This is a genomic window from Exiguobacterium sp. TDN 0502 (assembly GCF_050846835.1).
In the GTDB taxonomy this organism is placed as follows: domain Bacteria; phylum Bacillota; class Bacilli; order Exiguobacteriales; family Exiguobacteriaceae; genus Exiguobacterium_A.
Window position 1 is genome coordinate 145,532 of record NZ_JBOZGJ010000005.1, and the last position, 22,872, is coordinate 168,403.

Sequence of the window (22,872 nt, forward strand, 5' to 3'; positions counted from 1 at the left end):
GGTTGACTTCAATCAAAAATCCCTGTTACAGTTTTACCTAACGAACGTTAGGAAGGTGATTCTGCTGAAAGCACAACAAATCCTACAGACGAGCATCCATCATTTCGCGGCACATGGCTATGAGGGTGCCTCACTGCAAGAGATTGCGACAGAGGTCGGCATCAAAAAACCGTCGATTTATGCGCACTATAAAGGCAAGGACGATCTCTTCCTGCAGGCGACGACCTATGCCTTGCAGGAACAAAAGCGTCGATTCGCCACGTACTTCACGAAAACCCGGCATCACCCGCTTGAGCAGTCGTTGCATGGTTTCTTCGACTGGTTCATCTCGGAGCAGCAAGACGATCTAATGCGGTTCATCCTCCGTGCTGCCTATTTCCCACCGGAGAAACTCGAACAAGAGATGACCGAACGGTTTAACCCGTTCTTCGACGCGCTTCACGGTTTATTGACTCGTTTACTGCGCGAACGGGACCGGACGGAACGGATTCTCTATTCCACGGATTACAAAAGTGCCGCTCTCGCTTATCTGACTGTCGCGGAAGGCACGTTGACGGAACTCGTCTATAACGGCGTCGAAGCGTTTCACGCTCGACAGAAAGCCGTTTGGCCGATCGTTTGGCGCGGTATGTCGAAATTCAACTGAGGTGACCTATGCAAAACAATACTTTGATTCTGAGTACATTATTGCTCAACTTATTCATCGCCTTTTTAGGCATCGGTCTCGTCATTCCTGTCACCCCGACAATCATGAATGAGTTAAGCATCTCTGGAGCGACGGTCGGATACATGGTATCCGCCTTCGCGTTTGCACAATTGATTCTGTCGCCGCTTGCCGGACGCGCTGTCGATCAGTACGGACGCAAACCGATGATCATCATCGGTCTGTTCATCTTCAGCATGTCGGAGCTGTTGTTTGGTCTCGGTCAAAACGTTGAAGTGCTCTTTGCTTCTCGGATTCTCGGCGGCGTCAGTGCGGCCTTCATCATGCCTGCCGTCACGGCCTTCATTGCCGATATTACGACGAATGAGACCCGTCCGAAAGCACTCGGATATATGTCTGCTGCCATCTCGACCGGTTTCATCATCGGACCCGGGATCGGTGGATTTCTCGCTGACCTCGGCTCGCGGACGCCGTTCTTTTTCGCTGCTGCCTTCGGTCTGACGGCGATGGTATTGTCCGTCTTTACACTCAAAGAGCCAAAACGGCATTATGAGGCGACGACCGTCAAACAACAGACCGGTTTCCGGAAAGTGTTCAGCCCACTCTATTTCATCGCGTTTCTTGTCCTGTTGATCGCGTCGTTCGGTCTCGCCTCGTTCGAATCCCTGTTCGCGCTGTTCGTCGACCGCAAGTTCGGCTTCACGGCGAAGGACATCGCCCTTGCGATTTCGCTCGGAGCGATCGTCGGTGTCATCGTCCAGGTCGGATTGTTCGACCGGTTGACACGCTGGTTCGGTGAGATCCGCTTGATCCGCTATAGCTTGATCGGTTCGACGCTCCTCGTCGTCTTGATGACGTTCGTGACGAACTACCTCTCGATCATTCTCGTGACGATGGTCGTGTTCGTCGGGTTCGACCTGATGCGCCCTGCCGTTACGACCTATCTCTCGAAGATCGCCGGGGATGAACAAGGATTCGTCGGTGGAATGAACTCGATGTTTACGAGCATCGGGAACATTCTCGGACCAATCGTTGGCGGATTATTGTTCGACGTCAATTTGAACTATCCGTTTTATTTCGCGACAGTGATGCTCGCGGTCGGTATTTTACTGACGTACTTCTGGCGCGCCCTACGCACGGAAGCAACCGAAGCGGATCAATTGTCTTCTTAACTCAACAGCCCCGTTTCCATCACTGGAAGCGGGGCTGTTTGTTATGTCAACAAGAGTTCGTGTAATCGATCTGGAGATGGAACAATGTAGGTCGCAACCGTCTCACTCGGTTGATCGCTGATGAGACACGTTGCAATGCCAGCGTGATATCCGGCTAAGACGTCAAGTTCCCGGTCGCCAATCATGATCGTTTCAGATAGTTGCAACTGATGCTGTTCGATCAGGTACTGAACGGCTTCTGGATTCGGTTTCCGGGCGAAGCCTTGTTCAGCCGTCAGAACATCTTGAAAATAATGTGTCAGCTGATGCTTGTTAAGTAAAGCGTGAATCGACTGCCCCCGGTGGGTGACGATATGGTGGGTCGCACCTCTCTCCGACAGCGTCTCTAACAGTTTCTGAATTCCCGGAAATGGATACGAGCGGTCGAACTCGATCGTTGTTTTCTGTTGTTTGTATGTCGTGATGAATTCGTCCGTTACGCCAAATGCCGCATACGTCGTTTGAGCGGAAATCGCCATCAGCCGAGCGACTCGTTCTCGCTCAACCAGTCGCCCCTCACGTTCGAGCAATTCCACGAATAGATCGATCAATACAGGATATGTATCAAACAACGTACCATCAAAATCCCAAATGAAATGTTTCAACATCTGCCTTTTCCTCTCCCGTGCGCTTTACTCCGACATAAACGGCTTGCCCATCCATCTCGACTTTCCAGTTGCTATGATCAAGACCTTCTCCGGAAATCCGGATTCCGACTTGCCCGGGTCGTCCCACCTCGTGTCCTTGTTCGATGATGATCGTTGTTTCAGTTTCAAGTGACTGAATGAATTTTCGGTAATAGACACCCATCACCCCACTTGCTGTTCCCGTGACCGGATCTTCGATACTGCCTGCCCCCGTCGCTGAAAAATGGCGTCCGTGTAAAATCGCCTTTGAATCATATGTCTCTAAACAGATCGGGTGAATCGATGCTTTGGGATGATCTGAAAGAACGGCTGCGAAACGCGCATTATCAGGTATCATCTGCTTAAAGTCTTCCAGACGTCGAATCGGCAACACAAGAGTCCAGTTGCCAGTACTGCCATAGACGACCGGAAATCTTTGATCGAGATGTTGCATGCCTAGACCAATCGATGCTAAGACTCGATCGATGTTACCTTCGAAAGGTTGGATCTCAGGTCGCCCTTGTTGCAAACGAAACATCCCGTTTGCTAATCGTGACGCTGGTAAGATTCCTGATTTCGTTTCGACTTGTAGCGTTATCGGTAAACGTTCGGTTGTCTCTAAAGCAGTCAGTGCAGCAATCGTGCCGTGTCCGCATAAGTTCATCTCTCGTTCCGGTGCAAAGTAACGCATGCGATAGTCTACCTGATCGGACGACAGGACAAACGTCGTCTCTGTGAATCCATTCGTCCGCGCAATCCGCTGCATCTCTTGCTCCGACAATTGATCAGCGCGTAAGACGACTCCTGCCGGATTACCTGCTCCAGGTGTCGTTGTGAACACATCATAATGTAGCGTCTCGATCATGTTTCTTCTCCTCTCTTTTCTAAATAGCGTTCAACGGATCGTAAGGCACCCTCTAGATGCCCACCATGACTGGCATCCGCCTCTGTTCCAATCAGGGAAATCGCTGCGTGTTCCGCTCCGAAATCAATCGTATGATAGTCAGGGAAAGCGACTAGTGGAGTAGCATCCGCGCGTGTCGCTGTCCACACGTCGGTCGACCAATCTTTATACAACCAACCAATTGGTTGAAGCGCTTGTTCACCGAACAAACGAGTAAACTGTTCAAGGACAGCTTCTTTGATTTCACTCTCTGTCAGTGTTTGTCGTTCGCTCGCCGCCGTACGGAAAAAACCGAACAATGCTCCAAGTCCGTCTTGTGGAGAAGCGTCATGGATCTCTTGCAACATCCCGTTCCAGCTGATCGCTTGACCGGACCAGCCCGATTCCCGCCAAAACGGTTGATCGTACAGAACTAGACATTTGGCTTGTTGCGCCATCCAGGTCGGTACTGCTTCGAGTTCCGCGAGGACTGCTTCAGGTAAGGCAGGTGTGAATGTCAGTTTCGCCGCTAGACGCGGGGGAAGTGCAAGCACAATCTCGTCGTACGGCTGACTCCTCTTTTCGAATCTGATGACGCTCCGATCCGTCGCATCGATCTGACTGATGGGAGACTTGAGTTGAATCGTTCCCGGTTTGAGTTGTGCAGCGAGTGCTGTCGCAACAGAACGAATTCCGTCACGGAGACGCAACGCCGTCGGTTGACTTGCGACTACATGTGACTCAATCGGTTTCTCCGCCCGTTCGAGTCGGAGAGTTCCGGTCGAATACTGTTCTATTGTCGGTAAATCCAACCGATCGATCAAATCGACCATCAGCGGTTCACTATCCGGCCAAAACCAAGTTGGTCCAAGATCAAAAGCGTACGTTTGTCCTGCTAGGTCGAAATCAACTGTCTCGATTCGTCCACCAATTCGGTCACGTGCTTCATAGATCGTCACGTTGTGTCCAAGCTCCTGCAGGCGCGTCGCGAGATACAGCCCACTGATTCCCGCCCCAATGATGGCAATGTGCATCACTTTTCATCCTCTCTAGCTGTTCTTCTTATTTCAGTATACTGGAACACGCGAAAAAACAAGGACGAGACGTCCTTGCCTTAGGATGATTGCATTTGCTGCCAGTCGTCTTCTTCATAAATGGATTGAACCCATTCGACCGGTACATACAAGGATCGGGCAATCGCTTCGTCTGTCTTGCCCAGTTTTCGCAACAAATGGACAATCCGAATCCTTCGTTCAAGCTCACGGTCATCCGGTATCAGTTCAGGCATCATCTTCTCTTCTCCTCTCCACTGAATCGGCGATGGTGTTTTCAAGAGAATACCCGATAATTGTCTGAATATTCCGTTTGATGTGTAGATGCAAGGATTTTTGATAAAGTTCCGAGAAAGATAACAGAGAGGGATTCGACTCTTTTTGTAGAATTCAAGTAAATAGACGCAAAATAACAAACTCACGCGTCAAATCGAACAAGACAGGAGTATCTGTATGATTCAACGTAAATCACTATTTCGTCTGTCGATCGGCTTACTGCTGATTGGTGTCTTTGGCGGTATCCTTTTAGATGCTATGAATTACTTTCCGCATGCGACAGCTTATTTATTGAGCATTCCGATTGCTTCAAATGACACGGAGTTTTTAATAGGATGGATTTTATCTGGCGTAACGATCACCGGACTGGTCACGCTTTTCTTATCTTTACGTCATCACCAAGTCGTTACGACGTTCTCATGTCTCTTAGCAGTCATTGTAACGCCGTACCTCCTGTGATTATTAAGGGAGGACTTCTCTCTTTTATACGATGAGTCACAATCGATCATGTACGGCTTCACCACTGAATCGAAACGATTCGGTGGTTTTTCATACTGAATAAGTAAAGTTGACTTTACAAAATGTAAATCAGACTTTACAATGTAAACAACTGGAAAGGAGGTCGTCAGATGAAGCTGACGAACCATGTCCGCTTGTATCGTCAACAGCATAAGTGGACGCAGGAGCAGTTCGCTGAACGGATCGGCGTGACGCGCCAGACTGTCATCTCGCTTGAAAAAGGAAGTTATACGCCGTCGCTCTTACTCGCGATGCAGATTGCCCGTGTATTTGATCGTCCGATCGAAGAACTATTTCAATTAGAGGAGGAATCCCGATGAAACGCGTTATCACTCAATCTTTATTAAACTGTTGTCTCTACTTTTTAGCCGCTTATCTCATCAGTGCCATTCATGCGAATCTGCAGTTATTTCGAGATGACCCGGTATCTGGTACAGGATTGTCGCTTGAATTAAACCTAATCGGCGTCCTTCCTGTCCTTGTGATTGCGATTCTCCTCTCGATCGTCAGTTACTTCTTACGGGAAGATCGTTCGCGCTCGTTTGCAACAGCAGAGTTTTCTGACTCAGACGAACGCGAGGCACTCATTACCGGGAAAGCGACGCGTGCTGCGTATGTCGCCTTTTTAATCAGCCTCCCCGTCCTAATGATCGCCTTTTTGTTCGAGCAACCATTACTTCAACTGTACCCTGCATTTCCGTTTTATGCGATTGCTCTTGTCTTATCAATCGGAACACTCACATATATGTCGGCTTGGATCGTACACGTCCGGCGTTAAAGTCGCTTGACGAAGAAATATTGTGTTTGTCCAATCGATGGATGATCGGTCAGACGCCCATACTCTTCATAACCATGCTGGCGGTAAAAGTCTGGTGCTTGAAAATCAAACGTATCCAAAAGGATTTTCGTACACGCCGCTCCCTTCGCATATGCTTCGATTGCTTGTAGCAGGCTGGTTCCGACACCTGCCTGTCGTGCTGTATTGCTCACCCAAAGAAACTGGACATGAATATGTTGCCAACCGTAAGAAGCGGTAATGCCTCCGATGCAATCGCCCGTCTCATTATAAGCTGTAAAACAAAGTTCACCGGATTGTTCATATAAGGCTTCAGGGACATACTGCCGATTATAGGCAATCAATTGCTCGCGGACGAACGTCCCGTCCTCTTTTGTTCCTAAGCGAATCTTCAAACTGTTCCCCTCCTTAAATTTACAAATGATACCATTCCTGCCATAATGATAGCATATTCCAATTCGAACGGAGGATTACACATGCAGACGATGCACCACTCGTTTGATACACAACGTTATCAGATTCGTCCGGCACGGCTGAGTGACGCTGAGGCACTCGCTGAACTCCGCCAAGTACTCGACGCGGAAACGGAATACTTTGACCGGATGCCCGGTGAGGACGTGATGACAGCGACTGATTTCGCGGACCAACTCCGTGCATCATCCATTCCCGACCGCATCCTCGTCGTCGAATGCGAAGGACGACTGGTCGCCTACGCCCGATGTCGCGGATTTCATTTAAAGCGTTTTGCGCATAAGGCATCATTCGGACTCGGTGTGCTGCAGTCCGAATGGGGACAAGGGATCGGTACCCAACTCTTGAAACGGGTGATCACGTGGGCAAATGCACAATCTCTTAAAAAAATTCAGCTCGAGGTCGTCGAAACGAATCTCAGTGCCATCCGGCTCTATCAGCGGCATGGGTTTCAGGAAGAAGGACGACTACGTCATGACCGGTTATTATCGGACGGTTGTTATTACGATACCGTCCTGATGGGACTCGAGCTATGAGCCGTTCGGTTTCAATCGCGACCTATAACATTTGGCATCATCCGCACAAACGACAAGAACGGTTCAATGCATTGTGCGCGGAAATCAAGCAACACCAACCAGACATTCTCCTGCTACAAGAAGTCATGTCAACGTTTCAGCCGGACGAACCGTTCGTCTCGATCGCCGAGCATTTGGCGCAATCAACCGGATACCCTTATTGGATGATGGATCCTTACATGGATTCACTAGACGAAGGACTTGCCATTTTGACGAAGCTGCCGTTCGAGCGGACGGATTCAAGCGCGGTTGCGACAAGAAACATTAACCACCACTGTGCGATTCGGATCCCGTTTACGATCGATGATATTCATTTTGCCGTGACGAACATTCATTTCAACTGGCGTGCGTCAGACATCCGGCTCGATCAACTGCAATTCGTCAATGCATGGATCGCCTCCCAGTCAAATGACGAAACGATCGAGTTCTTAGGCGGTGACTTCAATGACGGTCCAGGCTCTTTGCTACATCAAGCGGCACTACAGGACTGGGTCGACCTTGCGGACAGCTTTGCTGCCCGGACGGGACAAACCGCCGCTACTACACTTGATCCGGTCACGAATCCTTACCTAAAGAAGAATGACGGCGTCACGATACCCGTCCGCTATGACTGGCTCCTGTGTCAGCGATCCCCTTCACCGGTGACGTTGCAACAGGTCCGACTCATCGGAAACCACCGCCTGCCACATCACCTTTTACCGAGTGATCATTACGGGGTGTTCGCGCAATTGAGACTCCACTAAAACAACAGGTCGATGCTCTTTCAAGCGCCGACCTGTTGTTTATTTTTTATATTCTTTTTCGATTTCGTCCGTAAAGTCGATTTCGATTTCTAAAGGAGAAGCATCCTGAATCGCAAAAACTCGCTCCACTTCGGCAATGACTTCTTCTTCAGGCGTATTACCATCCACGTTCAAGTTCTTGAACTTCGGATCGAGCTCCGCCATCGCTGCATCGCCTTGTTTCGCTCCCCCTTTATAGCGATATTCAGCTTCCGTCTTCCCATCGTCCCAGTCATAGCTGATGTCGATTGCATCCCGTTCTCCGTCAACGTCCGCTTCGATTGAAAAATGCGTAAATCCGTAATCCGTCTTAGCGTTTTTCGTGACCGTCTCCTTGTCTGCCATCGCATCATCGGACGTATTCGCATTCGTCGACCCTTCCTCGACCTTGTCCGTCACCGTCTCATCGTTACCGCATCCAACCACCATCAAACTCATCGCGAATAACGAGGCTACCCCATATCCTGTCATCCGGCGTTTCCTCATTCCATTACATTCCCTTCTGCTGGAATCGGATGCGCTTTTAAAAGGCGAGCGAGATGCAACAGATTGGCAGCTAAAAACTGGGCATGCCGTTTCGTAAAGTCATTGTCCCGTCCCGCTTCAATGTAGGACGGTCCCGGTCCTGCTTCACCGACCCAGTAGGCATCGACGTTCGGTGGAATCGTGAACCCGATATGCGATAGCCCATATAAGATGGAGGCAGACGCATGCTTTGCGCCATCCTCGTTGCCGGTGACGATGACCCCGCCGACCTTATTATAGTAAATCGCTTGACCACGGTCGTTCGTCAAGCCGCTCCCTCCGTATAACCGCTCAATGACTTGTGTCGCGACGCTACTTTTTTCACCGAGCCACAGCGGTGTCCCGATGACGACGATATCGGCCTGTTTGACTTTTTCGAAAATCGCTGGCCACCCGTCCCCGTCTCCTTCATCGTCCGTCACTCCGAATGCGACTGGATGATCGACGACACGGACGATTTCCGATTCGACGTCTTCTTGCTCCCAGTACGCGATTACGTCGTGGATTAATGCCTCCGTGTTCGATGGTTCTTGTGATGCTTTTAATGTGCAGTTCAAAAATAAGGCATGCATCATGATTTCATCCTCCCCGCATAAATTAGACTATCGGATCCATCCTTAGTCCTTTCCTGAATCTATTCATCATTAAACAAAAAAGCCTCCGCTTTCGCGAAGACTTTCCTCATTATAGACACGATTTGATGTGTTGATAGTTTTGATTGCCGCCGGACAAATTACAGACGTCCGTGAATCCGAGATTCTTTAAGACGTTCTGCGCCGCGTTTCCGGTGACGCCTTTATTACAGTAGACAATTGTCGGCAGTTTCGGATCAAGCTCCTGCGCCCGGAGACGGAGTTCACCGAGTGGGATATGGATTGCACCGTCGACATGACTCTTCTCGAACTGGGCACGTGAGCGTGTATCGATCACTTGGAAGACCTTCCCGGCAGCAACCTCTTCCATTAAGTCATTCGGTGTCTTCAGGCGGGCAGCCTGTTTGATCGCATTATCGAGTGCCATTCCGGTATACAGCACCGGATCCTTCGTCGTCGAGAACGGCGGCGCGTAGGCTAAATCAAGATGGAACAAATCTTCCGCTTTTGCTTTGAAGCTGATCGCGGTCGCAAGGACATCGATCCGTTTATCGACCCCTTGCGGTCCGACGATTTGCGCACCGAGGACGCGTCCATCGTTCCGGTCAGCAATCGCCTTGATGACCATGTCCTTCCCGCCGAGATATTCCGGGCGATCCGGCTTGATGTTATGCAACACTTCGATCTCATACCCGGCGTCCCGTGCTTCTTTTTCCGACAATCCCGTCTGGGCGACCGTCAGATCGAACGCTTTGAAGATGCCCGTTCCGAGAATCCCACGATGTTCGATCGCTTCACCGGTAATGACCATTCCGGCAATCCGTCCCATCTTGTTCGCCGTCGAACCGAGCGGCCGGTAGAGGGGGTGACCGGTGATGACAGAGAAGCTCTCCGCGACGTCGCCGACCGCATACACGTCCGGGAGATTCGTCTGCATCTTTTGGTTGACGGCAATCGCCCCGGTCTGCCCGATCGTCACACCGATCGCCTGTGCGAGTTGCGTATTCGGTTTGACACCGACAGACAGGATGACGAGATCCGTCTCGATTGTCTCACCACTTGCAAGGGCGACCGTACGAGCCGTCTTTGCTCCTTCAAACGAAGCAACGGACTCACCGAGCCGTAAGATGACACCGTTTGCTTCGAGGTGGTCGCTGACCCGTTTCGCCATATCGACGTCTAGTGGGGGCATGACTTGCGGCAACCGTTCGACAAGCGTCACCTCGATGCCGCGATACGTCAATTGCTCCGCCATCTCGAGCCCGATGAACCCACCACCGACGATGACGGCACGTTTCGGTCCCTGTTCATCGACGTAACGGCGAATCGCGTCGGCATGGCGGATATTGCGGACCGGGAAGACGTTTTCTAGATCAACGCCCGGTAGCGGCGGAATGATACTTGAGGCACCGGTCGCAAAAACGAGCGTATCGTACGTGTCCGTGAATGTCTCGTCCGTATCAAGATGACGGATCGTCGCTGTCTTCGTCTCGTGATCAATCGCTTCGACGTTATGACGCGTCTTGACGTCGATGTTATAACGTTTCTTGAAGAATGCCGCGTCGCGTGGCGTCAATTCGTCAAGCTCAGCGATCTCACCGCCGATAAAATACGGAATCCCACAACCGGAATAGGAGATGTCCTCGTCCCGGTCGTAAATCGTGATCTCTAAGTCTTCGCTGTTCCGGCGTGCCTTTGCCCCGACCGATGTGCCGGCAGCGACCGAGCCGATGATAAGTAGTTTTGTCATAGTAACGTCCTCCTTTTAATAGAGCAGTAAGCTGATGTAAAGACCGAGCAACGCGATCGCGAGCGTCGGAATCGTCAAGACGGTGCCGATCTTGAAGTATTGTCCCCAGCCGATCCGGACCCCTTTCGAACGCAGGACATGCAACCACAGTAATGTCGCAAGGCTACCGATCGGTGTGATCTTTGGACCGAGGTCACTACCGATGACATTCGCGTAGATCAAGGCGTCGCGGATCGCTCCCGTCGTTGCCGTATGCTCGATTGATAACGCATTGATCATGACGGTCGGCATATTGTTCATGACAGAGGACAATAGGGCGGCAAGGAAGCCCATCCCGAACGTCGCCGCTGCGAGATTCGTCGCCATCCACTCAATCAACTCCGCAAGAACTTGCGTCAGTCCCGCATTACGCAGACCGTAGACGACGATATACATCCCGAGTGAGAAGAAGACGATCGCCCACGGGGCACCGGCGAGGACCTTCTTCGTCGCAACGCTTGGTGATTTTTGCGCCAGGAGCAAAAAGAAGACAGCGATAATACCGGCAACGAGACTGACCGGAATGCCGATCGCATCACTCGTGAAGTACCCGATGAGCAACAAACCAAGGACAATCCAAGAAGCACGAAACATCCGCATGTCGCGAATCGCTGAGGTTGGATTCGCCAAGTCTTCGACGGCGTAGACGTTCGGGATCTGCTTTTTGAAATAGAGATACAAGACAAGCAAACTCCCAGCGACCGAGAAGACGTTGACGAAGACCATCCGCGCCGCATATTCCGTAAAACCAATGTGAAAGAAGTCCGCCGAGACGATATTGACGAGGTTCGAGATGACGAACGGCAGACTTGCCGTGTCGGCGATGAAGCCGGAGGCGAAGACATATGCTAAGACGACCGCGTCCGGTAACTTCAAGTGCCGGACCATCGCGAGGACGATCGGTGTCAGAATCAAGGCAGCCCCATCATTCGCGAACAAAGCCGAGACAAGGGCACCGAGTAACGTCATGTAGATGAATAGTTTGAGACCGCCGCCGCGCGCGATGCGAGCCATATGTAACGCGGCCCACTCAAAGAAGCCGATCTCATCTAAGATCAATGAGATGATGATCAAGGCGATGAAGGTGAACGTTGCGTTCCAGATGATCCCCCAGACGGTCGCAACGTCTCCCAGTTCGACGACGCCCGTTAAAAGCGCGACGACCGCCATCCCGATCGCTGAGTACCCGATGCCGAGTCCTTTCGGTTGTTTGATGATTAAAAATAAGGTGATCAGAAAGATTCCGATCGCAAGCCATTGTGATGCTGTCAATTAATTCACTTCATTTCTGTTAGATTTCCGCTACGGTGCAGGAACTGGTTTGCACATCTGCTGTATCGAACTGTGTCAGGAGACGTGCCAGATGACCGTAATAGGGATGTTCCCGGTTCACGCGATAATAGATCCACTGACGATCCCGACGTTCACTGATGATTGATTGTTCCCGCAATCGCTTCAAATGTCGGCTGATGGCAGGTTGTGAAATGGTGTACGCGTCCGTCAAGTCACAGACGCAGTGCTCCCGCACCTGCAGGCGACGCAAGATGTCGAGCCGTACCGGATCACTTAACCCTTTGAGGTATTGACTCATCCTCTCTATCTCGCTATTGATTCGTGGCATGATGATCCCGTCCTTTCTTCATTCAGATTATAATATAACCATTCGGTTATACAACAGAAAAATAAAAATCGACCCCGTATTTATTCGGGATCGATTTTTTCTGCCAGCTCCACGATTACACCTTCTGGTCCCTGCACATAGCAGAGGCGATAATCGCGCTCGTAATCCGCAATGCTTCCAATCGGCTGATAGCCCATATTCGCTAGACGATTGACGAGAACCTCGAGTGCTGTTACCTCAAAACAGACATGACGTAGTCCATTCGCATAGACAGGATGCATTTTCTTAGACGGATCATGCGGCTCCTGAAAGCGAACGAGTTCAAGCCAAACTGCTTCACCTGGGACTCCGAGGGCGACACACTCCGTCTTTGCCCCCTGTAAGTCGAGCAGCTGATCGAGCAGTGTTCCTTCTATTTCCCATCGTCCGCGCACTTCAAGCCCACAATGCGTAAAAAAGCGAACTGCTTCTTCTAAATCCACAACATTTAGACTGATATGATCGGTTCGTTTGATTGTCATCTGTTTCCTCCGATGTTTTCATCAATGGACAGGGCTCTCTCATTTGAATTCATGTTGTAATTCATATGCCCATTCTTCGTTTTTTATGATAAAACTGGACAGAGTAATCCGGTCCCCATCCATATCTAGAAAATAAGTTACGTTCGGTTCGTTCTCAAATTCGACTTCGATTGAATCTGGATTCGCCGAAGACTCATATGAAAATGTTTGTGTTTTGGTAGTGTAGACTTCATCAGGGAATTGACGTGCCAGTTCCATCTTCAGCAACTTCTCATTTTCAGCAATCTGTTGATTGACAAGTGTCGGTCGAATGTACCAAAAGGAACTGCACCCGATTGCCACCAAACCTAACAAAATCAAGCCATACCGCTTCCAGCGTTTCGAAAGAACCATCACACCGCATCCCAGTATGAGCAATAGAAAAACAATCGACATGCCTTCGATTATGAAATTTGGTACCATCTCATTCCCTCCTTTCGTTCTATCCTCGACTAGAAAACCGTGGTATGATCAATTTCTATGACAAAAAATAGGAGGTCTATGATGCAAAAAATCATCTTGATTGGTTCTGGTGGGTCCGGTAAATCGACACTGGCCCGCGAGATGGGCGAAAAACTCGGCTATCCGGTCGACCACCTGGATACATTACTCTGGCGTCCGAACTGGGAGGCTGTGCCACGTGAGGAGCAACGCCAGATTCAACAAACGCTCACGGCGCGGGATACGTGGATCATCGACGGGAACTATGGCGGGACGCTTGATATACGGATCGAAGCAGCCGATACAATCATCTTTCTCGATCTCCCGCGGACGCTGTGTCTCTACCGGGCACTCAAGCGGACGTGGCGCTATCGCAAGACCGGTCGACCGGATATGGCGGCAGGCTGTCCTGAGAAACTATCGTTCGATTTTCTGAAATGGATCTGGCGTTTTCCGGTCGACAAACGACCGGGTATCCTTTCAACACTTGAAACGATGTCCGATAAACAGACCGTTCATCTGACATCCCGACGCAGCGTCAAACAGTTTCTTCAATCCTTGCCGGAGGCGTGACGACATCCGTTCGTAAGCGCCCGTACATCCGCGCATCATGCGATTGTTCATCTTGATAGAGATATCCGCGTAACACGCCTTCATATGTAAACCCAAGTTTTTCAAGTAAGCGGTATGACGCCTCATTCTCAAGAAACGTCACGGCACCGAGACGAAATAGACCAAGCTCTTCGAACGAAAACCGGATGACTTCCTGAACCGCTTCCGACCCATATCCTTGCCGCCAAAAATCAGGATGCAGTTCAAATCCGAGCTCTGCCTTTTTGGCATACGGACTCCAGTTATTCAGTCCGACCGTTCCGATGAAGCGTCCTGTAGCGCGGTCCACCATGCCCCAGCGGATACCACGGCGTGCTGCAAATGTCTGGTCAAACGAGCCAATGATTTGTTCTGCCTCTTCGATCGATGCCAGCGGATCAATCCCATAAAACCGCGTCACACGCAAATCGGATAATACTTCGAATAATGCCTCGGTATGTTCCTCCGTGACACGGACTAACTTCAATCGTTTTGTAGCTAAAGGTTGAAACGCCATCTTTATTCCTCCTTCATTGGTTGTCTTGCTTTACATACGACACGTGCCTTCACATCCCTTCTCATTTCCACTCGTTTCCATAAAAAAAGCGACCACAAGAAATAATCCTGTGGTCGTTGCATCAAACAGTGAATCTGCCTGTGACTTGTTTTAAATCTTCCGCCATCGTCGCAAGCGACTGGGACGCCGATGCGATTTCTTCCATCGAAGCCATCTGCTCCTCGGTCGAAGCGGAAATGTTTTGTGTTCCGGCAGCCGTTCCTTCCGTCACCGCCTGGATCGTCCGCATGACCGAAGCAATCTGTTCGCTTGCCGCTGCCATCTCCTGAACGGCACCGGACACTTCCTCGACGTGTCCGGTCACGTCGGTGATCGCTGTCTCGATATCGGAGAACGATGCGCCCGCCTGATCAGCGACGGCAATTCCGTTCGTCATCTCAGTCGAGACTTTCTCCATCGAGACGACTGATGCTTCCGTCTCCTGCTGGATGACACGGATCAAGTTTTCGATCTGTTTTGCCGAGACCGCCGATTGTTCCGCAAGCGTCTTGACTTCCGCTGCAACAACAGCAAACCCGCGTCCCTGTTCGCCGGCGCGTGCCGCCTCGATTGCTGCGTTTAGCGCAAGCAGATTCGTCTGGGCAGCGACACCTTTGATTGAATCGGTAATCTGACCGATTTCCTGTGACCGGTTTCCGAGACCATCGATGACCTGGCTGAGACGCGTGAAATCTTCCTGAATCCGTCCCATCTGTGTTCCGAGTGTGCCGACGACCTGACCACCTTTAGAGACCTTGTCCATCGCCTCAGCCGTCCGTTCCGTCATCTGTTGCGCATTACCGGCAACATGGCGGACCGATGTCGTCAACTCTTCAATTGTCCGTGAAGCATCCGACACCTGGTGCAGCTGTTGGCTCGCACCGCTTGCCATCTCTTCCATTGTCACGGCGACCATCTCGGTTGCTTTCGTCGTCGATTCCGCATTGACGCTCAGCTCATCTGATGCAACGGCAACGCGGTCTGCCGTTCCCGTCAATTCAAGTACGACTTGTTGCTGTGACGCAATCATCTCATTGAACGATGCCGTCAATTGACCGAGTTCGTCTTTTGAGTCGTAATCGCCCCGAATCGTTAAGTCTCCGCCGCCTGATTGATCCATCCAACCTTGAAGCTGTCGGATCGGGTGCGTGATGAGACGCGTAATGTATAAAGCGAGTCCCGCAAACAAGAGGACTGCAAGTAAAAAGATACCGAGCATTAAGTAAAAGGCGGTTTGTTTTTCCGCTTGATTTTGAGCGTCCAGCTCCTTCGCCTGTTTCGTCATCGACGCCATCAGCCGTTTTGCCGAGCTTGCGACATTATCCCGCACCTGCTCGAGTCCATCCGAGTAAGCGGTATACGCTTCCTCCGTCTCGTTGCGTGTCGCCGCATCCTGGACGATCGTCATCGAATTATCGTATGCGAGGACATTATCCTTGAGATCCTCGAGTTGTTTCTTCGATTGTGCCGTGAATTGCCCTGACTTCTCGACTTTTGTGACCGACGACCGGATTTGCGCCTGGCGGGTGTCGATCTCCGCCTGTAGCTGCGTGACCCGTGCATCGTCCTTCGTCAAGATCATCTCGACCAAAAAGGAATCAAGAGCCCGGGTATCGATCCGGATTTGTGCCACTTCCTGGATCGGCATCAGATTTTCCTGATACATCGCGCGTGAAGCATTTGACATCTGATTCAAGAAATACAGCGCAGCTCCTGCAATCAACAACATCGCAATGACCGCTGTCGCAATCAGCGCTTGAATCTTTCGTCTGACTGACATGTGTTTCATTCTATCCCCTCCCGTTTTGTTATCGGTGTAAGAATGAAAAAGTTGATTGATTTTTCAATATTCCTTGATTTTGATGTGCCCGGTCAAGGACCTGTCGTACGACTTTCTGCCACTTGTTCGATATAATCAGCATACAGTAGCAGAAGAAAGGGTGGATCACATGCAACGAGTAGCCAATGAGATCACTCAGTTCCGCGGCAGTCACTATGACTTCGGCCGCGAACAAGGCCGTTACGTCAAACGAAATCAGTTGCTCCATAACCGGGAGGACAACTGGAAAATCCGGGTTCCGCGTTTTCAGGTCGACCCGGCCGAGACGAAGGAGATGTTTCTCCGATATGCCCCGTATATGTGGGATGAATTACTCGGACTCCAGGATGAGCTTGAACTGTCGTTAGCGGATACGTTACTCCATTTCGGACATTACCGCGTCGAAGGACCGAAAAGCGGCTGTTCGATCATGACCGGGGATAATTTCCTCGTCCGTAACTACGATTATCATCCGATGACGTACGATGGACGCTTCTCTGTCTTTCAGCCAAACGATGGCGGATCGGCGATCATCGGTCCGGCATCACGTGTGACGGGACGGATGGACGGGATGAACGAACATGGTCTTGCGATGGGCTATAACTTCATCAACCGTCGCCGTCCGGGCGACGGATTCGTCAGTTTCATGATCGGACGCATCATTCTCGAGATGTGTACGTCGGTCGAGGATGCGATTTCACTCGTCAAGGAAATTCCGCATCGCGGGTCGTTCACTTACGTCGTTCACGATAAATCGGCGCGTTCATTCGTCATCGAGGCGACGGCGCGCGATGTACAGGTGCGCGAGACAAACATGTGCACCAATCACTTCGATTTGCTCCAACACGAGAACCGGTACCATCTCGATGATTCCAAACGCCGGATGATGGAGCTGAAGACCCATCAACACATGATTCAGGATGCGGAGTCCGCTTTCCGGTTACTCAACGATACCGATAAAGGGGTCTTCGCTGATCTTTACGCTCAGTGGGCAGGAACGATCCATACGTCTGCCTATTTCCCGGAGGAGTTAAAGGTCTGGTTCGCACTCGGTGGTGACCAGGAACCGGTCACGTTCGACTTTGCCGACTGGCTTGCTGGCAATGATTTCGCAGCAAACGAAATCACGGGAGAACTTGAGACGAACATCCAGTTCGCGAATACCTTACAGACATGGCGTTAAACGAAAGAGGCTGACTCAAAAAAGAATGACGCGTCTTTTCACGCCCTTTCCTCAGGCGAGACACAAGCCAGTTTTCCCGCTTCATTTAAGCAGGAAAGCGGGTCTTGTTTGTCTCTGACAGCGCAAAGATGCGCTTTTTCCTGTAGGAGTGGCGTGTGACGCGTCATTGTTTTTATTATGAGATCAGGCAATCAGATCATCATTCTGCCACCCTTATCTTTGTAGAGACCGACTTTTGTGTCAGCCCCTTTTTAATGGCTGTCATCGAGACGTTTCGACATATAGTAATCCGTCTTCTCATACCCAAGCGAGTCATAGACATGAATCGCCCGTTCGTTATGCGCGAAGACGTGTAACGAAATCTTTTTGACGTTCATCCGTTTTACCATCACTTCAAGCAAGCGTAACGCTTCTTTCCCGTAGCCTTGGTTCTGTTTATCGGACGTAATCCTGATATCGAAGATGAAGGCGGAACGTCCGCGTGACTCCTCTGTCACATGAATCCAAACCATCCCGATATCATGCCCTGTCTCATCACGAAACGCAAACAAATAATGATCCTTCGTTTTCAGACCATTTGGTAACAGTGCCGCGAACTCTGCTGTTGCTTTCTCAAGCGCCTCGTTTTCCGCCCACGTGCCGGCTCGACACTTCTCTTTCGCATACTCCTCAATCGCGACCGGTAAATAAGCGTCATACGTCGCTTGATTCATTTGCTCGATGCGCATGTCGTCACCTCCTGCGTTTTTGCTGACCAGTCCCGACGTAACATCGCATAGACGGCGACATCATGATAGACACCGTACAATTTCTCAGTGTCCCGCAAGACACCCTCTTCCGTGAACCCAAGCCGCTCTGGAATGCGTCTACTCCGCATGTTCCGCGTCGCACACTCGATGACGACCCGGTTAAGATCGAGTATCTCGAAGCAATAATTCGTCACGTACCGGACGACGTCAGTCATGATGCCTTTTTTAAGACCATTCCCCGCTAAATAATAGCCGATTGATGTCATTTCGAGACTTCGATTGATTTCGTGTAAGGAAAGCGTTCCGACGAGTTCATTTTCTAAATAGACGCCACACGTAAAACCGTTCCCGTTTGCGAACTGTTCTAGCCAGGCAGGAATGATCGATTCCCGATATGTAGTCGCATCTGTCGCGCCGTCGACCCAGCCGAGCCACTCGCGTAGATGCTCGCGGTTGGCATCGACGAGTGCAAATAATGCCTCTGCATGATGCCGCTCAATCAAGCGTAGTGAAACTTTCTCTGAAACCTGTAAAGTGAACATGACATCTCCCCTTTCTAGTATCTGTTGTTTGACGTCACGTCGTCGTTTCCCTGCTTGACGTCACCTTCCATTCCATTCGTCTTGAGCGGACGTCCATACCGAGCGCTTCGTAAAAGGCGATCGCTTTCTGATTGTCATCATCGACACCGAGCTCGATCCGGTCACATCCGACCGTTTGCGCATGTGCGTAAGCAGCTTGCATCAATCGTTTGCCGACGCCTTGCTTTTGATGTGTATCGGCGACGACGAGACTGATGACGCGTAAGTAATGCTTATCAAAGACGAAGTCACTCCCTTCGACGATGTCCTCTTTTAAGACGATCACACCGGCAAGCCCTTCATGCTCTGCGACGAGCAGGGCGAAATCCGGTCGCTCGAGTTGTGACAGGAATACGTCTTCTGGTACCGGCATCTGTTGCGGACGGTAATGATCAGGGCGTAAGGCGACATGTTGATCGTGAATTTGCTGAAACAGCGGAATCAAAACCTCGAAATCGTCAGGACGGGCAGGACGGATATTCATTGTTGAATCGCTCCTTTTTTCGTTTTGTAGTATATTAACATATTATTCCAAAGCGTGAAAAGGTTTCAACAAAATAAAACGGCATCCCGCTTCACCGGGATGCCGCCTGTTAGGTATCGCTTTAGATCGCTTGTGTGAAGTCCTGTGCCGTCTCCGTCAATGCAGACGCCGCACTCTGGACGTCATGGAACCGTTCGACTGTTTCCGCGACGACGGTGACGCTTGCTTGCGCATCCGTCGATGCCTGTGTCATCGCGCGGGCAATTCGGTTGAGTTCATCGTTCATCCGCTGGGTCGTTTGCCGCACGTCGACGACTGCCTGCTCGACCAGTTTCGAGAGATTGCGGACTTCCGTCGCGACGACGTTGAACCCTTTGCCGTGGTCCCCTGCCCGCGCCGCCTCGATCGAAGCGTTGAGCGACAACAGGTTCGTCTGCGACGCAATCGCTTTGATTGTTTCCGTGACTTGAGAAATATCCTGTGCCTGCTGTTGCAGACGTTCAATCGTCTGATGATTCTCCCGTGTCGTTGCAGCCATTTGCTCAATCGTTCCCCGCAACGCCTCACTCTCCTGCTCTCCTTGTCTTGAGCGGGTGTTCAAGTCGCTTGCGATCGTATCAAAAGACGTCGCAAACTGTTGAATCGTCTGCTGCCGGTCCGTGATATCCGATGCAATCTTAAGAACACCGACTACTTCCGGTCCGTCATAAATCGGCATGTACGTTGCCTCAAGCCAAATCGACTGACCATGGGCATCGATCCGCTCGATTTTGTCCGCTGCACTGAACCCGCTGAACAGTTTATGCCAAAAAGCCTGATAGTCGTCACTCATCGCAAATTCCGACGTACAGAATAGATGATGGTGCATCCCGATCATCTCTTCCCGTTTATACTTCATCGTTTTGGCAAACAAGCCATTGACGTCGACGACACGACGTTGGCGGTCAAAACGGATCATCGCGACGTTATCCCGTAATGAAACTAGAATATCCTCAGATCCAAGGTCGATCGACATTGGGGTGGTCATAATTGTTGTCTCCTCTCGCCATCTACCTTTTACTGCAGGCTATCCAAGATATTACATGTCGGAATAGTATGAATTGAAGATATATGACTAAAATTTTTTAGGTGTCTTCTAATAATAACCGAAGGAAGCATTTTTTAAACACCATCGCCCCAAATATTCATTTTACTTACTTCTATTTTAAAAGTTGTTTTCCGCTTACGTTCTGCTATACTCAAACCGATACTTATTAAAAAAATTTAATAAGTAAGATTGGAGGCATACATGTGACTGCACTCTTTTCACGCATCCGTCATGCGTTTTTGATCGACCAGCTCGATACGATCCCTGCCGTCCGGAACGTTCTCGATGTCAGTTTTCCGACAGCACGGAAACAGATTGATCAATTACTCACTGCACAGGAAATCGAAGAGACACCATTCGAATTAATCCGCGGCGGCAGACCGGCAAAGCGGTACCGGTACCGGACAGGACATTTTCACGGTCTCGCCATCTATCTCGAGCGGACGTATCTGCACTACCGCCTTCATGACGTCGGCGGAAATGTGACGGCGACTGATCGGGTCGTATTTGATACTCAGGACCATTTTTCAATATTATTGAAAACGGTAACAAGACTTCTAGAGGAGAATCCGCGCATTCAGACAGTGGCGGTTGGTGTCGCCGGTGCCGTCGGTAAAACAGGATCCATCCTGTTCGCCCCGGATTATCCGACGCTAGACCGTCGCCCGTTGCAGCAAGAATTGACGGAACGATTCGCACGACCGGTCGTCGTCGAGAATGACATGAACGCAGCTGTCATCGCTCCGGCTCAGGAAAATGAAACGACCGTCTACCTTTATCTCGGATCGAATGGACCAGGAGCCGGTATCGCCGTATCCGGCCGCGTCGTCCGTGGCGCACATCATTTTGCTGGTGAAATCTCGTTCATCCCGTTTGACGGGAATCAAAACGTCGGTCAAGTCCTTGCAACGGCGGACCCGCACTCGGACGACTGGTACGAGGCATTAAGCCGGATTGTCCTGTCGTTTAGCGTCACCTTAAATCCGGACGTCATTTTGTTCGCAGCGTCAGATGTTACCGATGACGTTTTAGCAACATTGACGAACCGATGTGCCAAGCGATTTCCGCTCGACAAATTGCCTCAGTTGTGCCTAAGCGACTGGGAGAACGATTACCTGGACGGTCTGATGCAACTCGGCATTCAGTCGTTCATTGAACAGATTCCGTTAGGAGGACTACCCCGATGACTCGTTTATTGTTACCTCTGATTTATCTAGCTTTCATCAGTCTCGGACTGCCGGACGCCTTGCTCGGCACAGCGTGGCCTGTGATGCGCCTTGATCTCGATGCACCACTCGATATGGCAGGTTGGCTCTTCATGACGATTGCTGCCGGAACGATCGTCTCGAGTCTATTTAGCGGTCGATTGATTGCGCGTTATTCGACGGGATGGATCACAGCTGCTTCCGCTGGTCTGACGGCACTCGCATTGCTCGGTTTTTTCGTTGCGCCGTCGCTGATTTGGCTCTTTGTCCTCGCAGTTCCGCTCGGGCTCGGAGCCGGCGTCGTGGATTCAGCACTCAATCATTTCGTCGCTACCCACTATCAAGCACATCATATGAACTGGCTCCATTGCTTCTGGGGCATTGGCGCGACGGCCGGTCCGCTTATCATGGCTGGTGTGCTGCTCGACTCTGGATGGCGCTCCGGTTACCTCATCGTTGGTGCGCTACAGCTTGTCCTGATGTTCATCTTGATCGTCAGTTTGCCGCTTTGGAAACGGGCGCCGAAACAGATTTCCGAACAAGTCCAGACTGCTCATACATCGACCGGCAAACCACGCGGACTGATGGCTGCCCTCGCTGCATTTTGCTTGTATTGCGGCGTCGAAGCCGTTGTCGGTCTGTGGGGGAGCAGTTATCTCGTCCAAGCCCGGTCATTTTCGGTGACGTCGGCGGCAACGTGGGTTTCCGTCTATTACGGTAGTATCACGGCGGGACGCTTCATTAGTGGTTTTCTGTCTCTGCGCTGGTCGAATCGTCGTTTGATTCGTGTTGGTCAATGGACGGCACTCGTTGGTGCTGCCTGCTTCATCCTCGCACCCGCAACTTGGATGCCGCTTGGCTTCGTCCTTGTCGGACTTGGTCTCGCGCCGATTTATCCGGCAATGCTTCATGAGACCCCGGTTCGGTTCGGGGAGGCTGCGGCGCAACGTCTGATGGGCGTACAGATGGCATTCGCTTATACCGGCAGTACGTTCATGCCACCCCTGTTCGGTTGGCTCGCGACGACATATTCGCTGTCGCTGTTCCACTGGTTTGCGATTGGACTGATTTTCTTGATGCTGATCGCAACGGAAGGCTTGAACCGGATGTTATTCAAACAACGTTTAGCTAAAGCCTCCTAATGAAGAAAGGATGATTGACACTCCCACGGCTAAAGCCGCAAGCCCACACCGTTGGTGAGGGTGGGATTCTCAAGTGCTTGGCGGACTCAAT

At 50.8% G+C, this 22,872-nt stretch carries 29 protein-coding genes; 11 read left to right on the forward strand and 18 right to left on the reverse strand.

Going from position 1 to position 22,872, the window contains the following annotated elements; translation table 11 throughout:
• Positions 1–55: 55 nt before the first annotated feature.
• Both ACRPK8_RS07840 and ACRPK8_RS07845 read left to right on the forward strand, forming a co-directional pair.
• A complete protein-coding gene (locus tag ACRPK8_RS07840) occupies positions 56–646 on the forward strand; it encodes a TetR/AcrR family transcriptional regulator (protein WP_432237712.1) in 591 nt (196 codons plus the stop codon).
• Positions 647–654: 8 nt separating this feature from the next.
• Positions 655–1,836: an MFS transporter gene (locus ACRPK8_RS07845; RefSeq protein ID WP_432237713.1), complete on the forward strand. Its 1,182-nt coding sequence runs from the start codon at positions 655–657 to the stop codon at positions 1,834–1,836.
• Positions 1,837–1,877: 41 nt separating this feature from the next.
• Here the strand turns inward: ACRPK8_RS07845 and ACRPK8_RS07850 are convergent, their stop codons facing one another.
• From ACRPK8_RS07850 to ACRPK8_RS07865, 4 genes are all read right to left on the reverse strand, one after another.
• Positions 1,878–2,483 carry an HAD-IA family hydrolase gene (locus ACRPK8_RS07850; protein WP_432237714.1) on the reverse strand — a complete coding sequence of 202 codons (606 nt, stop codon included), beginning with the start codon at positions 2,481–2,483 and terminating at the stop codon, positions 1,878–1,880.
• Positions 2,455–3,366 (reverse strand): PhzF family phenazine biosynthesis protein, encoded by a 912-nt coding sequence (locus ACRPK8_RS07855; protein WP_432237715.1) that lies wholly within the window; start codon positions 3,364–3,366, stop codon positions 2,455–2,457. The genes ACRPK8_RS07850 and ACRPK8_RS07855 overlap by 29 nt, the downstream gene beginning before the upstream one ends.
• Positions 3,363–4,418 carry a flavin monoamine oxidase family protein gene (locus tag ACRPK8_RS07860; RefSeq protein WP_432237716.1) on the reverse strand — a complete coding sequence of 352 codons (1,056 nt, stop codon included), beginning with the start codon at positions 4,416–4,418 and terminating at the stop codon, positions 3,363–3,365. Before ACRPK8_RS07860 ends, ACRPK8_RS07855 begins: the two co-directional genes overlap by 4 nt.
• An 80-nt stretch (positions 4,419–4,498) precedes the next feature.
• Positions 4,499–4,675, reverse strand: coding sequence for a hypothetical protein (locus tag ACRPK8_RS07865; protein ID WP_200904894.1), 177 nt, complete (start codon positions 4,673–4,675; stop codon positions 4,499–4,501).
• A 214-nt stretch (positions 4,676–4,889) separates the two neighbouring features.
• On the opposite strand from ACRPK8_RS07865, the gene ACRPK8_RS07870 reads away from it, so the two are divergent.
• The 3 genes from ACRPK8_RS07870 (at position 4,890) to ACRPK8_RS07880 (ending at position 6,009) form a co-directional block, all read left to right on the forward strand.
• Positions 4,890–5,171, forward strand: coding sequence for a hypothetical protein (locus ACRPK8_RS07870; protein ID WP_432237717.1), 282 nt, complete (start codon positions 4,890–4,892; stop codon positions 5,169–5,171).
• Between the two features lie 170 nt (positions 5,172–5,341).
• Positions 5,342–5,551 carry a helix-turn-helix transcriptional regulator gene (locus tag ACRPK8_RS07875; RefSeq protein WP_214723164.1) on the forward strand — a complete coding sequence of 70 codons (210 nt, stop codon included), beginning with the start codon at positions 5,342–5,344 and terminating at the stop codon, positions 5,549–5,551.
• Positions 5,548–6,009 carry a hypothetical protein gene (locus tag ACRPK8_RS07880; RefSeq protein ID WP_432237718.1) on the forward strand — a complete coding sequence of 154 codons (462 nt, stop codon included), beginning with the start codon at positions 5,548–5,550 and terminating at the stop codon, positions 6,007–6,009. Before ACRPK8_RS07875 ends, ACRPK8_RS07880 begins: the two co-directional genes overlap by 4 nt.
• On the opposite strand, the gene ACRPK8_RS07885 is transcribed toward ACRPK8_RS07880, so the two are convergent.
• On the reverse strand, positions 6,006–6,422 hold the full coding sequence (locus ACRPK8_RS07885) for a GNAT family N-acetyltransferase (protein ID WP_432237719.1): 417 nt from the start codon (positions 6,420–6,422) through the stop codon (positions 6,006–6,008). The genes ACRPK8_RS07880 and ACRPK8_RS07885 overlap by 4 nt on opposite strands.
• An 81-nt stretch (positions 6,423–6,503) precedes the next feature.
• Here ACRPK8_RS07885 and ACRPK8_RS07890 point away from each other — a divergent pair, with 81 nt between their 5' ends.
• Together ACRPK8_RS07890 and ACRPK8_RS07895 are read left to right on the forward strand one after the other, a co-directional pair.
• The gene (locus ACRPK8_RS07890) at positions 6,504–7,034 is read left to right on the forward strand and encodes an N-acetyltransferase family protein (RefSeq protein ID WP_432237720.1); all 531 of its coding nucleotides are present in this window, start codon (positions 6,504–6,506) and stop codon (positions 7,032–7,034) included.
• Entirely contained in the window at positions 7,031–7,816 is a 786-nt protein-coding gene (locus tag ACRPK8_RS07895; protein ID WP_432237721.1) for an endonuclease/exonuclease/phosphatase family protein, read from the forward strand. The genes ACRPK8_RS07890 and ACRPK8_RS07895 overlap by 4 nt, the downstream gene beginning before the upstream one ends.
• A 39-nt stretch (positions 7,817–7,855) precedes the next feature.
• On the opposite strand, the gene ACRPK8_RS07900 is transcribed toward ACRPK8_RS07895, so the two are convergent.
• From ACRPK8_RS07900 to ACRPK8_RS07930, 7 genes are all read right to left on the reverse strand, one after another.
• Positions 7,856–8,341, reverse strand: coding sequence for a YusW family protein (locus ACRPK8_RS07900; RefSeq protein ID WP_432237722.1), 486 nt, complete (start codon positions 8,339–8,341; stop codon positions 7,856–7,858).
• Positions 8,338–8,952: a flavodoxin family protein gene (locus tag ACRPK8_RS07905; protein WP_432237743.1), complete on the reverse strand. Its 615-nt coding sequence runs from the start codon at positions 8,950–8,952 to the stop codon at positions 8,338–8,340. Before ACRPK8_RS07905 ends, ACRPK8_RS07900 begins: the two co-directional genes overlap by 4 nt.
• Before the next feature lie 112 nt (positions 8,953–9,064).
• Entirely contained in the window at positions 9,065–10,723 is a 1,659-nt protein-coding gene (locus tag ACRPK8_RS07910) for an FAD-dependent oxidoreductase (protein WP_432237723.1), read from the reverse strand.
• Between the two features lie 15 nt (positions 10,724–10,738).
• A complete protein-coding gene (locus ACRPK8_RS07915) occupies positions 10,739–12,034 on the reverse strand; it encodes an arsenic transporter (protein ID WP_432237724.1) in 1,296 nt (431 codons plus the stop codon).
• A gap of 19 nt (positions 12,035–12,053) precedes the next feature.
• The gene (locus ACRPK8_RS07920; RefSeq protein ID WP_432237725.1) at positions 12,054–12,383 is read right to left on the reverse strand and encodes an ArsR/SmtB family transcription factor; all 330 of its coding nucleotides are present in this window, start codon (positions 12,381–12,383) and stop codon (positions 12,054–12,056) included.
• Between the two features lie 80 nt (positions 12,384–12,463).
• Positions 12,464–12,904, reverse strand: coding sequence for a VOC family protein (locus tag ACRPK8_RS07925; protein WP_432237726.1), 441 nt, complete (start codon positions 12,902–12,904; stop codon positions 12,464–12,466).
• 39 nt (positions 12,905–12,943) lie between these two features.
• The gene (locus tag ACRPK8_RS07930; protein WP_432237727.1) at positions 12,944–13,366 is read right to left on the reverse strand and encodes a hypothetical protein; all 423 of its coding nucleotides are present in this window, start codon (positions 13,364–13,366) and stop codon (positions 12,944–12,946) included.
• 81 nt (positions 13,367–13,447) lie between these two features.
• On the opposite strand from ACRPK8_RS07930, the gene ACRPK8_RS07935 reads away from it, so the two are divergent.
• A complete protein-coding gene (locus ACRPK8_RS07935) occupies positions 13,448–13,957 on the forward strand; it encodes a DNA topology modulation protein (protein WP_432237728.1) in 510 nt (169 codons plus the stop codon).
• Here ACRPK8_RS07935 and ACRPK8_RS07940 read toward each other — a convergent pair.
• Together ACRPK8_RS07940 and ACRPK8_RS07945 are read right to left on the reverse strand one after the other, a co-directional pair.
• Positions 13,923–14,492: a GNAT family N-acetyltransferase gene (locus ACRPK8_RS07940; protein ID WP_432237729.1), complete on the reverse strand. Its 570-nt coding sequence runs from the start codon at positions 14,490–14,492 to the stop codon at positions 13,923–13,925. The two genes, ACRPK8_RS07935 and ACRPK8_RS07940, sit on opposite strands and share 35 nt — an antisense overlap.
• Positions 14,493–14,613: 121 nt before the next feature.
• Positions 14,614–16,320 (reverse strand): methyl-accepting chemotaxis protein, encoded by a 1,707-nt coding sequence (locus ACRPK8_RS07945; protein WP_432237730.1) that lies wholly within the window; start codon positions 16,318–16,320, stop codon positions 14,614–14,616.
• 160 nt (positions 16,321–16,480) lie between these two features.
• Between ACRPK8_RS07945 and ACRPK8_RS07950 the strand changes: the two genes are divergently transcribed.
• Positions 16,481–17,533 (forward strand): C45 family autoproteolytic acyltransferase/hydolase, encoded by a 1,053-nt coding sequence (locus ACRPK8_RS07950; RefSeq protein WP_432237731.1) that lies wholly within the window; start codon positions 16,481–16,483, stop codon positions 17,531–17,533.
• Between the two features lie 251 nt (positions 17,534–17,784).
• Here the strand turns inward: ACRPK8_RS07950 and ACRPK8_RS07955 are convergent, their stop codons facing one another.
• The 4 genes from ACRPK8_RS07955 to ACRPK8_RS07970 form a co-directional block, all read right to left on the reverse strand.
• Entirely contained in the window at positions 17,785–18,261 is a 477-nt protein-coding gene (locus tag ACRPK8_RS07955) for a GNAT family N-acetyltransferase (RefSeq protein WP_432237732.1), read from the reverse strand.
• A complete protein-coding gene (locus ACRPK8_RS07960) occupies positions 18,243–18,824 on the reverse strand; it encodes a GNAT family N-acetyltransferase (RefSeq protein ID WP_432237733.1) in 582 nt (193 codons plus the stop codon). Before ACRPK8_RS07960 ends, ACRPK8_RS07955 begins: the two co-directional genes overlap by 19 nt.
• A gap of 34 nt (positions 18,825–18,858) precedes the next feature.
• Positions 18,859–19,347 carry an N-acetyltransferase family protein gene (locus tag ACRPK8_RS07965; RefSeq protein WP_432237734.1) on the reverse strand — a complete coding sequence of 163 codons (489 nt, stop codon included), beginning with the start codon at positions 19,345–19,347 and terminating at the stop codon, positions 18,859–18,861.
• Positions 19,348–19,468: 121 nt separating this feature from the next.
• A complete protein-coding gene (locus tag ACRPK8_RS07970) occupies positions 19,469–20,374 on the reverse strand; it encodes a methyl-accepting chemotaxis protein (RefSeq protein WP_432237735.1) in 906 nt (301 codons plus the stop codon).
• 263 nt (positions 20,375–20,637) lie between these two features.
• Here ACRPK8_RS07970 and ACRPK8_RS07975 point away from each other — a divergent pair, with 263 nt between their 5' ends.
• Together ACRPK8_RS07975 and ACRPK8_RS07980 are read left to right on the forward strand one after the other, a co-directional pair.
• A complete protein-coding gene (locus ACRPK8_RS07975; RefSeq protein ID WP_432237736.1) occupies positions 20,638–21,621 on the forward strand; it encodes an ROK family protein in 984 nt (327 codons plus the stop codon).
• Entirely contained in the window at positions 21,618–22,781 is a 1,164-nt protein-coding gene (locus tag ACRPK8_RS07980; protein WP_432237737.1) for an MFS transporter, read from the forward strand. The genes ACRPK8_RS07975 and ACRPK8_RS07980 overlap by 4 nt, the downstream gene beginning before the upstream one ends.
• Positions 22,782–22,872: the final 91 nt, after the last annotated feature.

Bases quoted from the DNA above. Each gene is read 5' to 3' on its own strand.
- ACRPK8_RS07920 (WP_432237725.1), bottom strand. From the start codon at position 12,383: ATGCCACGAATCAATAGCGAGATAGAGAGGATGAGTCAATACCTCAAA.
- ACRPK8_RS07890 (WP_432237720.1), top strand. From the start codon at position 6,504: ATGCAGACGATGCACCACTCGTTTGATACACAACGTTATCAGATTCGT.
- ACRPK8_RS07945 (WP_432237730.1), bottom strand. From the start codon at position 16,320: ATGAAACACATGTCAGTCAGACGAAAGATTCAAGCGCTGATTGCGACA.
- ACRPK8_RS07960 (WP_432237733.1), bottom strand. From the start codon at position 18,824: ATGTTCACTTTACAGGTTTCAGAGAAAGTTTCACTACGCTTGATTGAG.
- ACRPK8_RS07970 (WP_432237735.1), bottom strand. From the start codon at position 20,374: ATGACCACCCCAATGTCGATCGACCTTGGATCTGAGGATATTCTAGTT.
- ACRPK8_RS07900 (WP_432237722.1), bottom strand. From the start codon at position 8,341: ATGAGGAAACGCCGGATGACAGGATATGGGGTAGCCTCGTTATTCGCG.
- ACRPK8_RS07875 (WP_214723164.1), top strand. From the start codon at position 5,342: ATGAAGCTGACGAACCATGTCCGCTTGTATCGTCAACAGCATAAGTGG.
- ACRPK8_RS07950 (WP_432237731.1), top strand. From the start codon at position 16,481: ATGCAACGAGTAGCCAATGAGATCACTCAGTTCCGCGGCAGTCACTAT.
- ACRPK8_RS07940 (WP_432237729.1), bottom strand. From the start codon at position 14,492: ATGGCGTTTCAACCTTTAGCTACAAAACGATTGAAGTTAGTCCGTGTC.
- ACRPK8_RS07905 (WP_432237743.1), bottom strand. From the start codon at position 8,952: ATGCATGCCTTATTTTTGAACTGCACATTAAAAGCATCACAAGAACCA.
- ACRPK8_RS07965 (WP_432237734.1), bottom strand. From the start codon at position 19,347: ATGAATATCCGTCCTGCCCGTCCTGACGATTTCGAGGTTTTGATTCCG.
- ACRPK8_RS07935 (WP_432237728.1), top strand. From the start codon at position 13,448: ATGCAAAAAATCATCTTGATTGGTTCTGGTGGGTCCGGTAAATCGACA.
- ACRPK8_RS07850 (WP_432237714.1), bottom strand. From the start codon at position 2,483: ATGTTGAAACATTTCATTTGGGATTTTGATGGTACGTTGTTTGATACA.
- ACRPK8_RS07910 (WP_432237723.1), bottom strand. From the start codon at position 10,723: ATGACAAAACTACTTATCATCGGCTCGGTCGCTGCCGGCACATCGGTC.
- ACRPK8_RS07980 (WP_432237737.1), top strand. From the start codon at position 21,618: ATGACTCGTTTATTGTTACCTCTGATTTATCTAGCTTTCATCAGTCTC.
- ACRPK8_RS07895 (WP_432237721.1), top strand. From the start codon at position 7,031: ATGAGCCGTTCGGTTTCAATCGCGACCTATAACATTTGGCATCATCCG.
- ACRPK8_RS07870 (WP_432237717.1), top strand. From the start codon at position 4,890: ATGATTCAACGTAAATCACTATTTCGTCTGTCGATCGGCTTACTGCTG.
- ACRPK8_RS07925 (WP_432237726.1), bottom strand. From the start codon at position 12,904: ATGACAATCAAACGAACCGATCATATCAGTCTAAATGTTGTGGATTTA.
- ACRPK8_RS07845 (WP_432237713.1), top strand. From the start codon at position 655: ATGCAAAACAATACTTTGATTCTGAGTACATTATTGCTCAACTTATTC.
- ACRPK8_RS07880 (WP_432237718.1), top strand. From the start codon at position 5,548: ATGAAACGCGTTATCACTCAATCTTTATTAAACTGTTGTCTCTACTTT.
- ACRPK8_RS07865 (WP_200904894.1), bottom strand. From the start codon at position 4,675: ATGATGCCTGAACTGATACCGGATGACCGTGAGCTTGAACGAAGGATT.
- ACRPK8_RS07855 (WP_432237715.1), bottom strand. From the start codon at position 3,366: ATGATCGAGACGCTACATTATGATGTGTTCACAACGACACCTGGAGCA.
- ACRPK8_RS07955 (WP_432237732.1), bottom strand. From the start codon at position 18,261: ATGCGCATCGAGCAAATGAATCAAGCGACGTATGACGCTTATTTACCG.
- ACRPK8_RS07860 (WP_432237716.1), bottom strand. From the start codon at position 4,418: ATGCACATTGCCATCATTGGGGCGGGAATCAGTGGGCTGTATCTCGCG.
- ACRPK8_RS07930 (WP_432237727.1), bottom strand. From the start codon at position 13,366: ATGGTACCAAATTTCATAATCGAAGGCATGTCGATTGTTTTTCTATTG.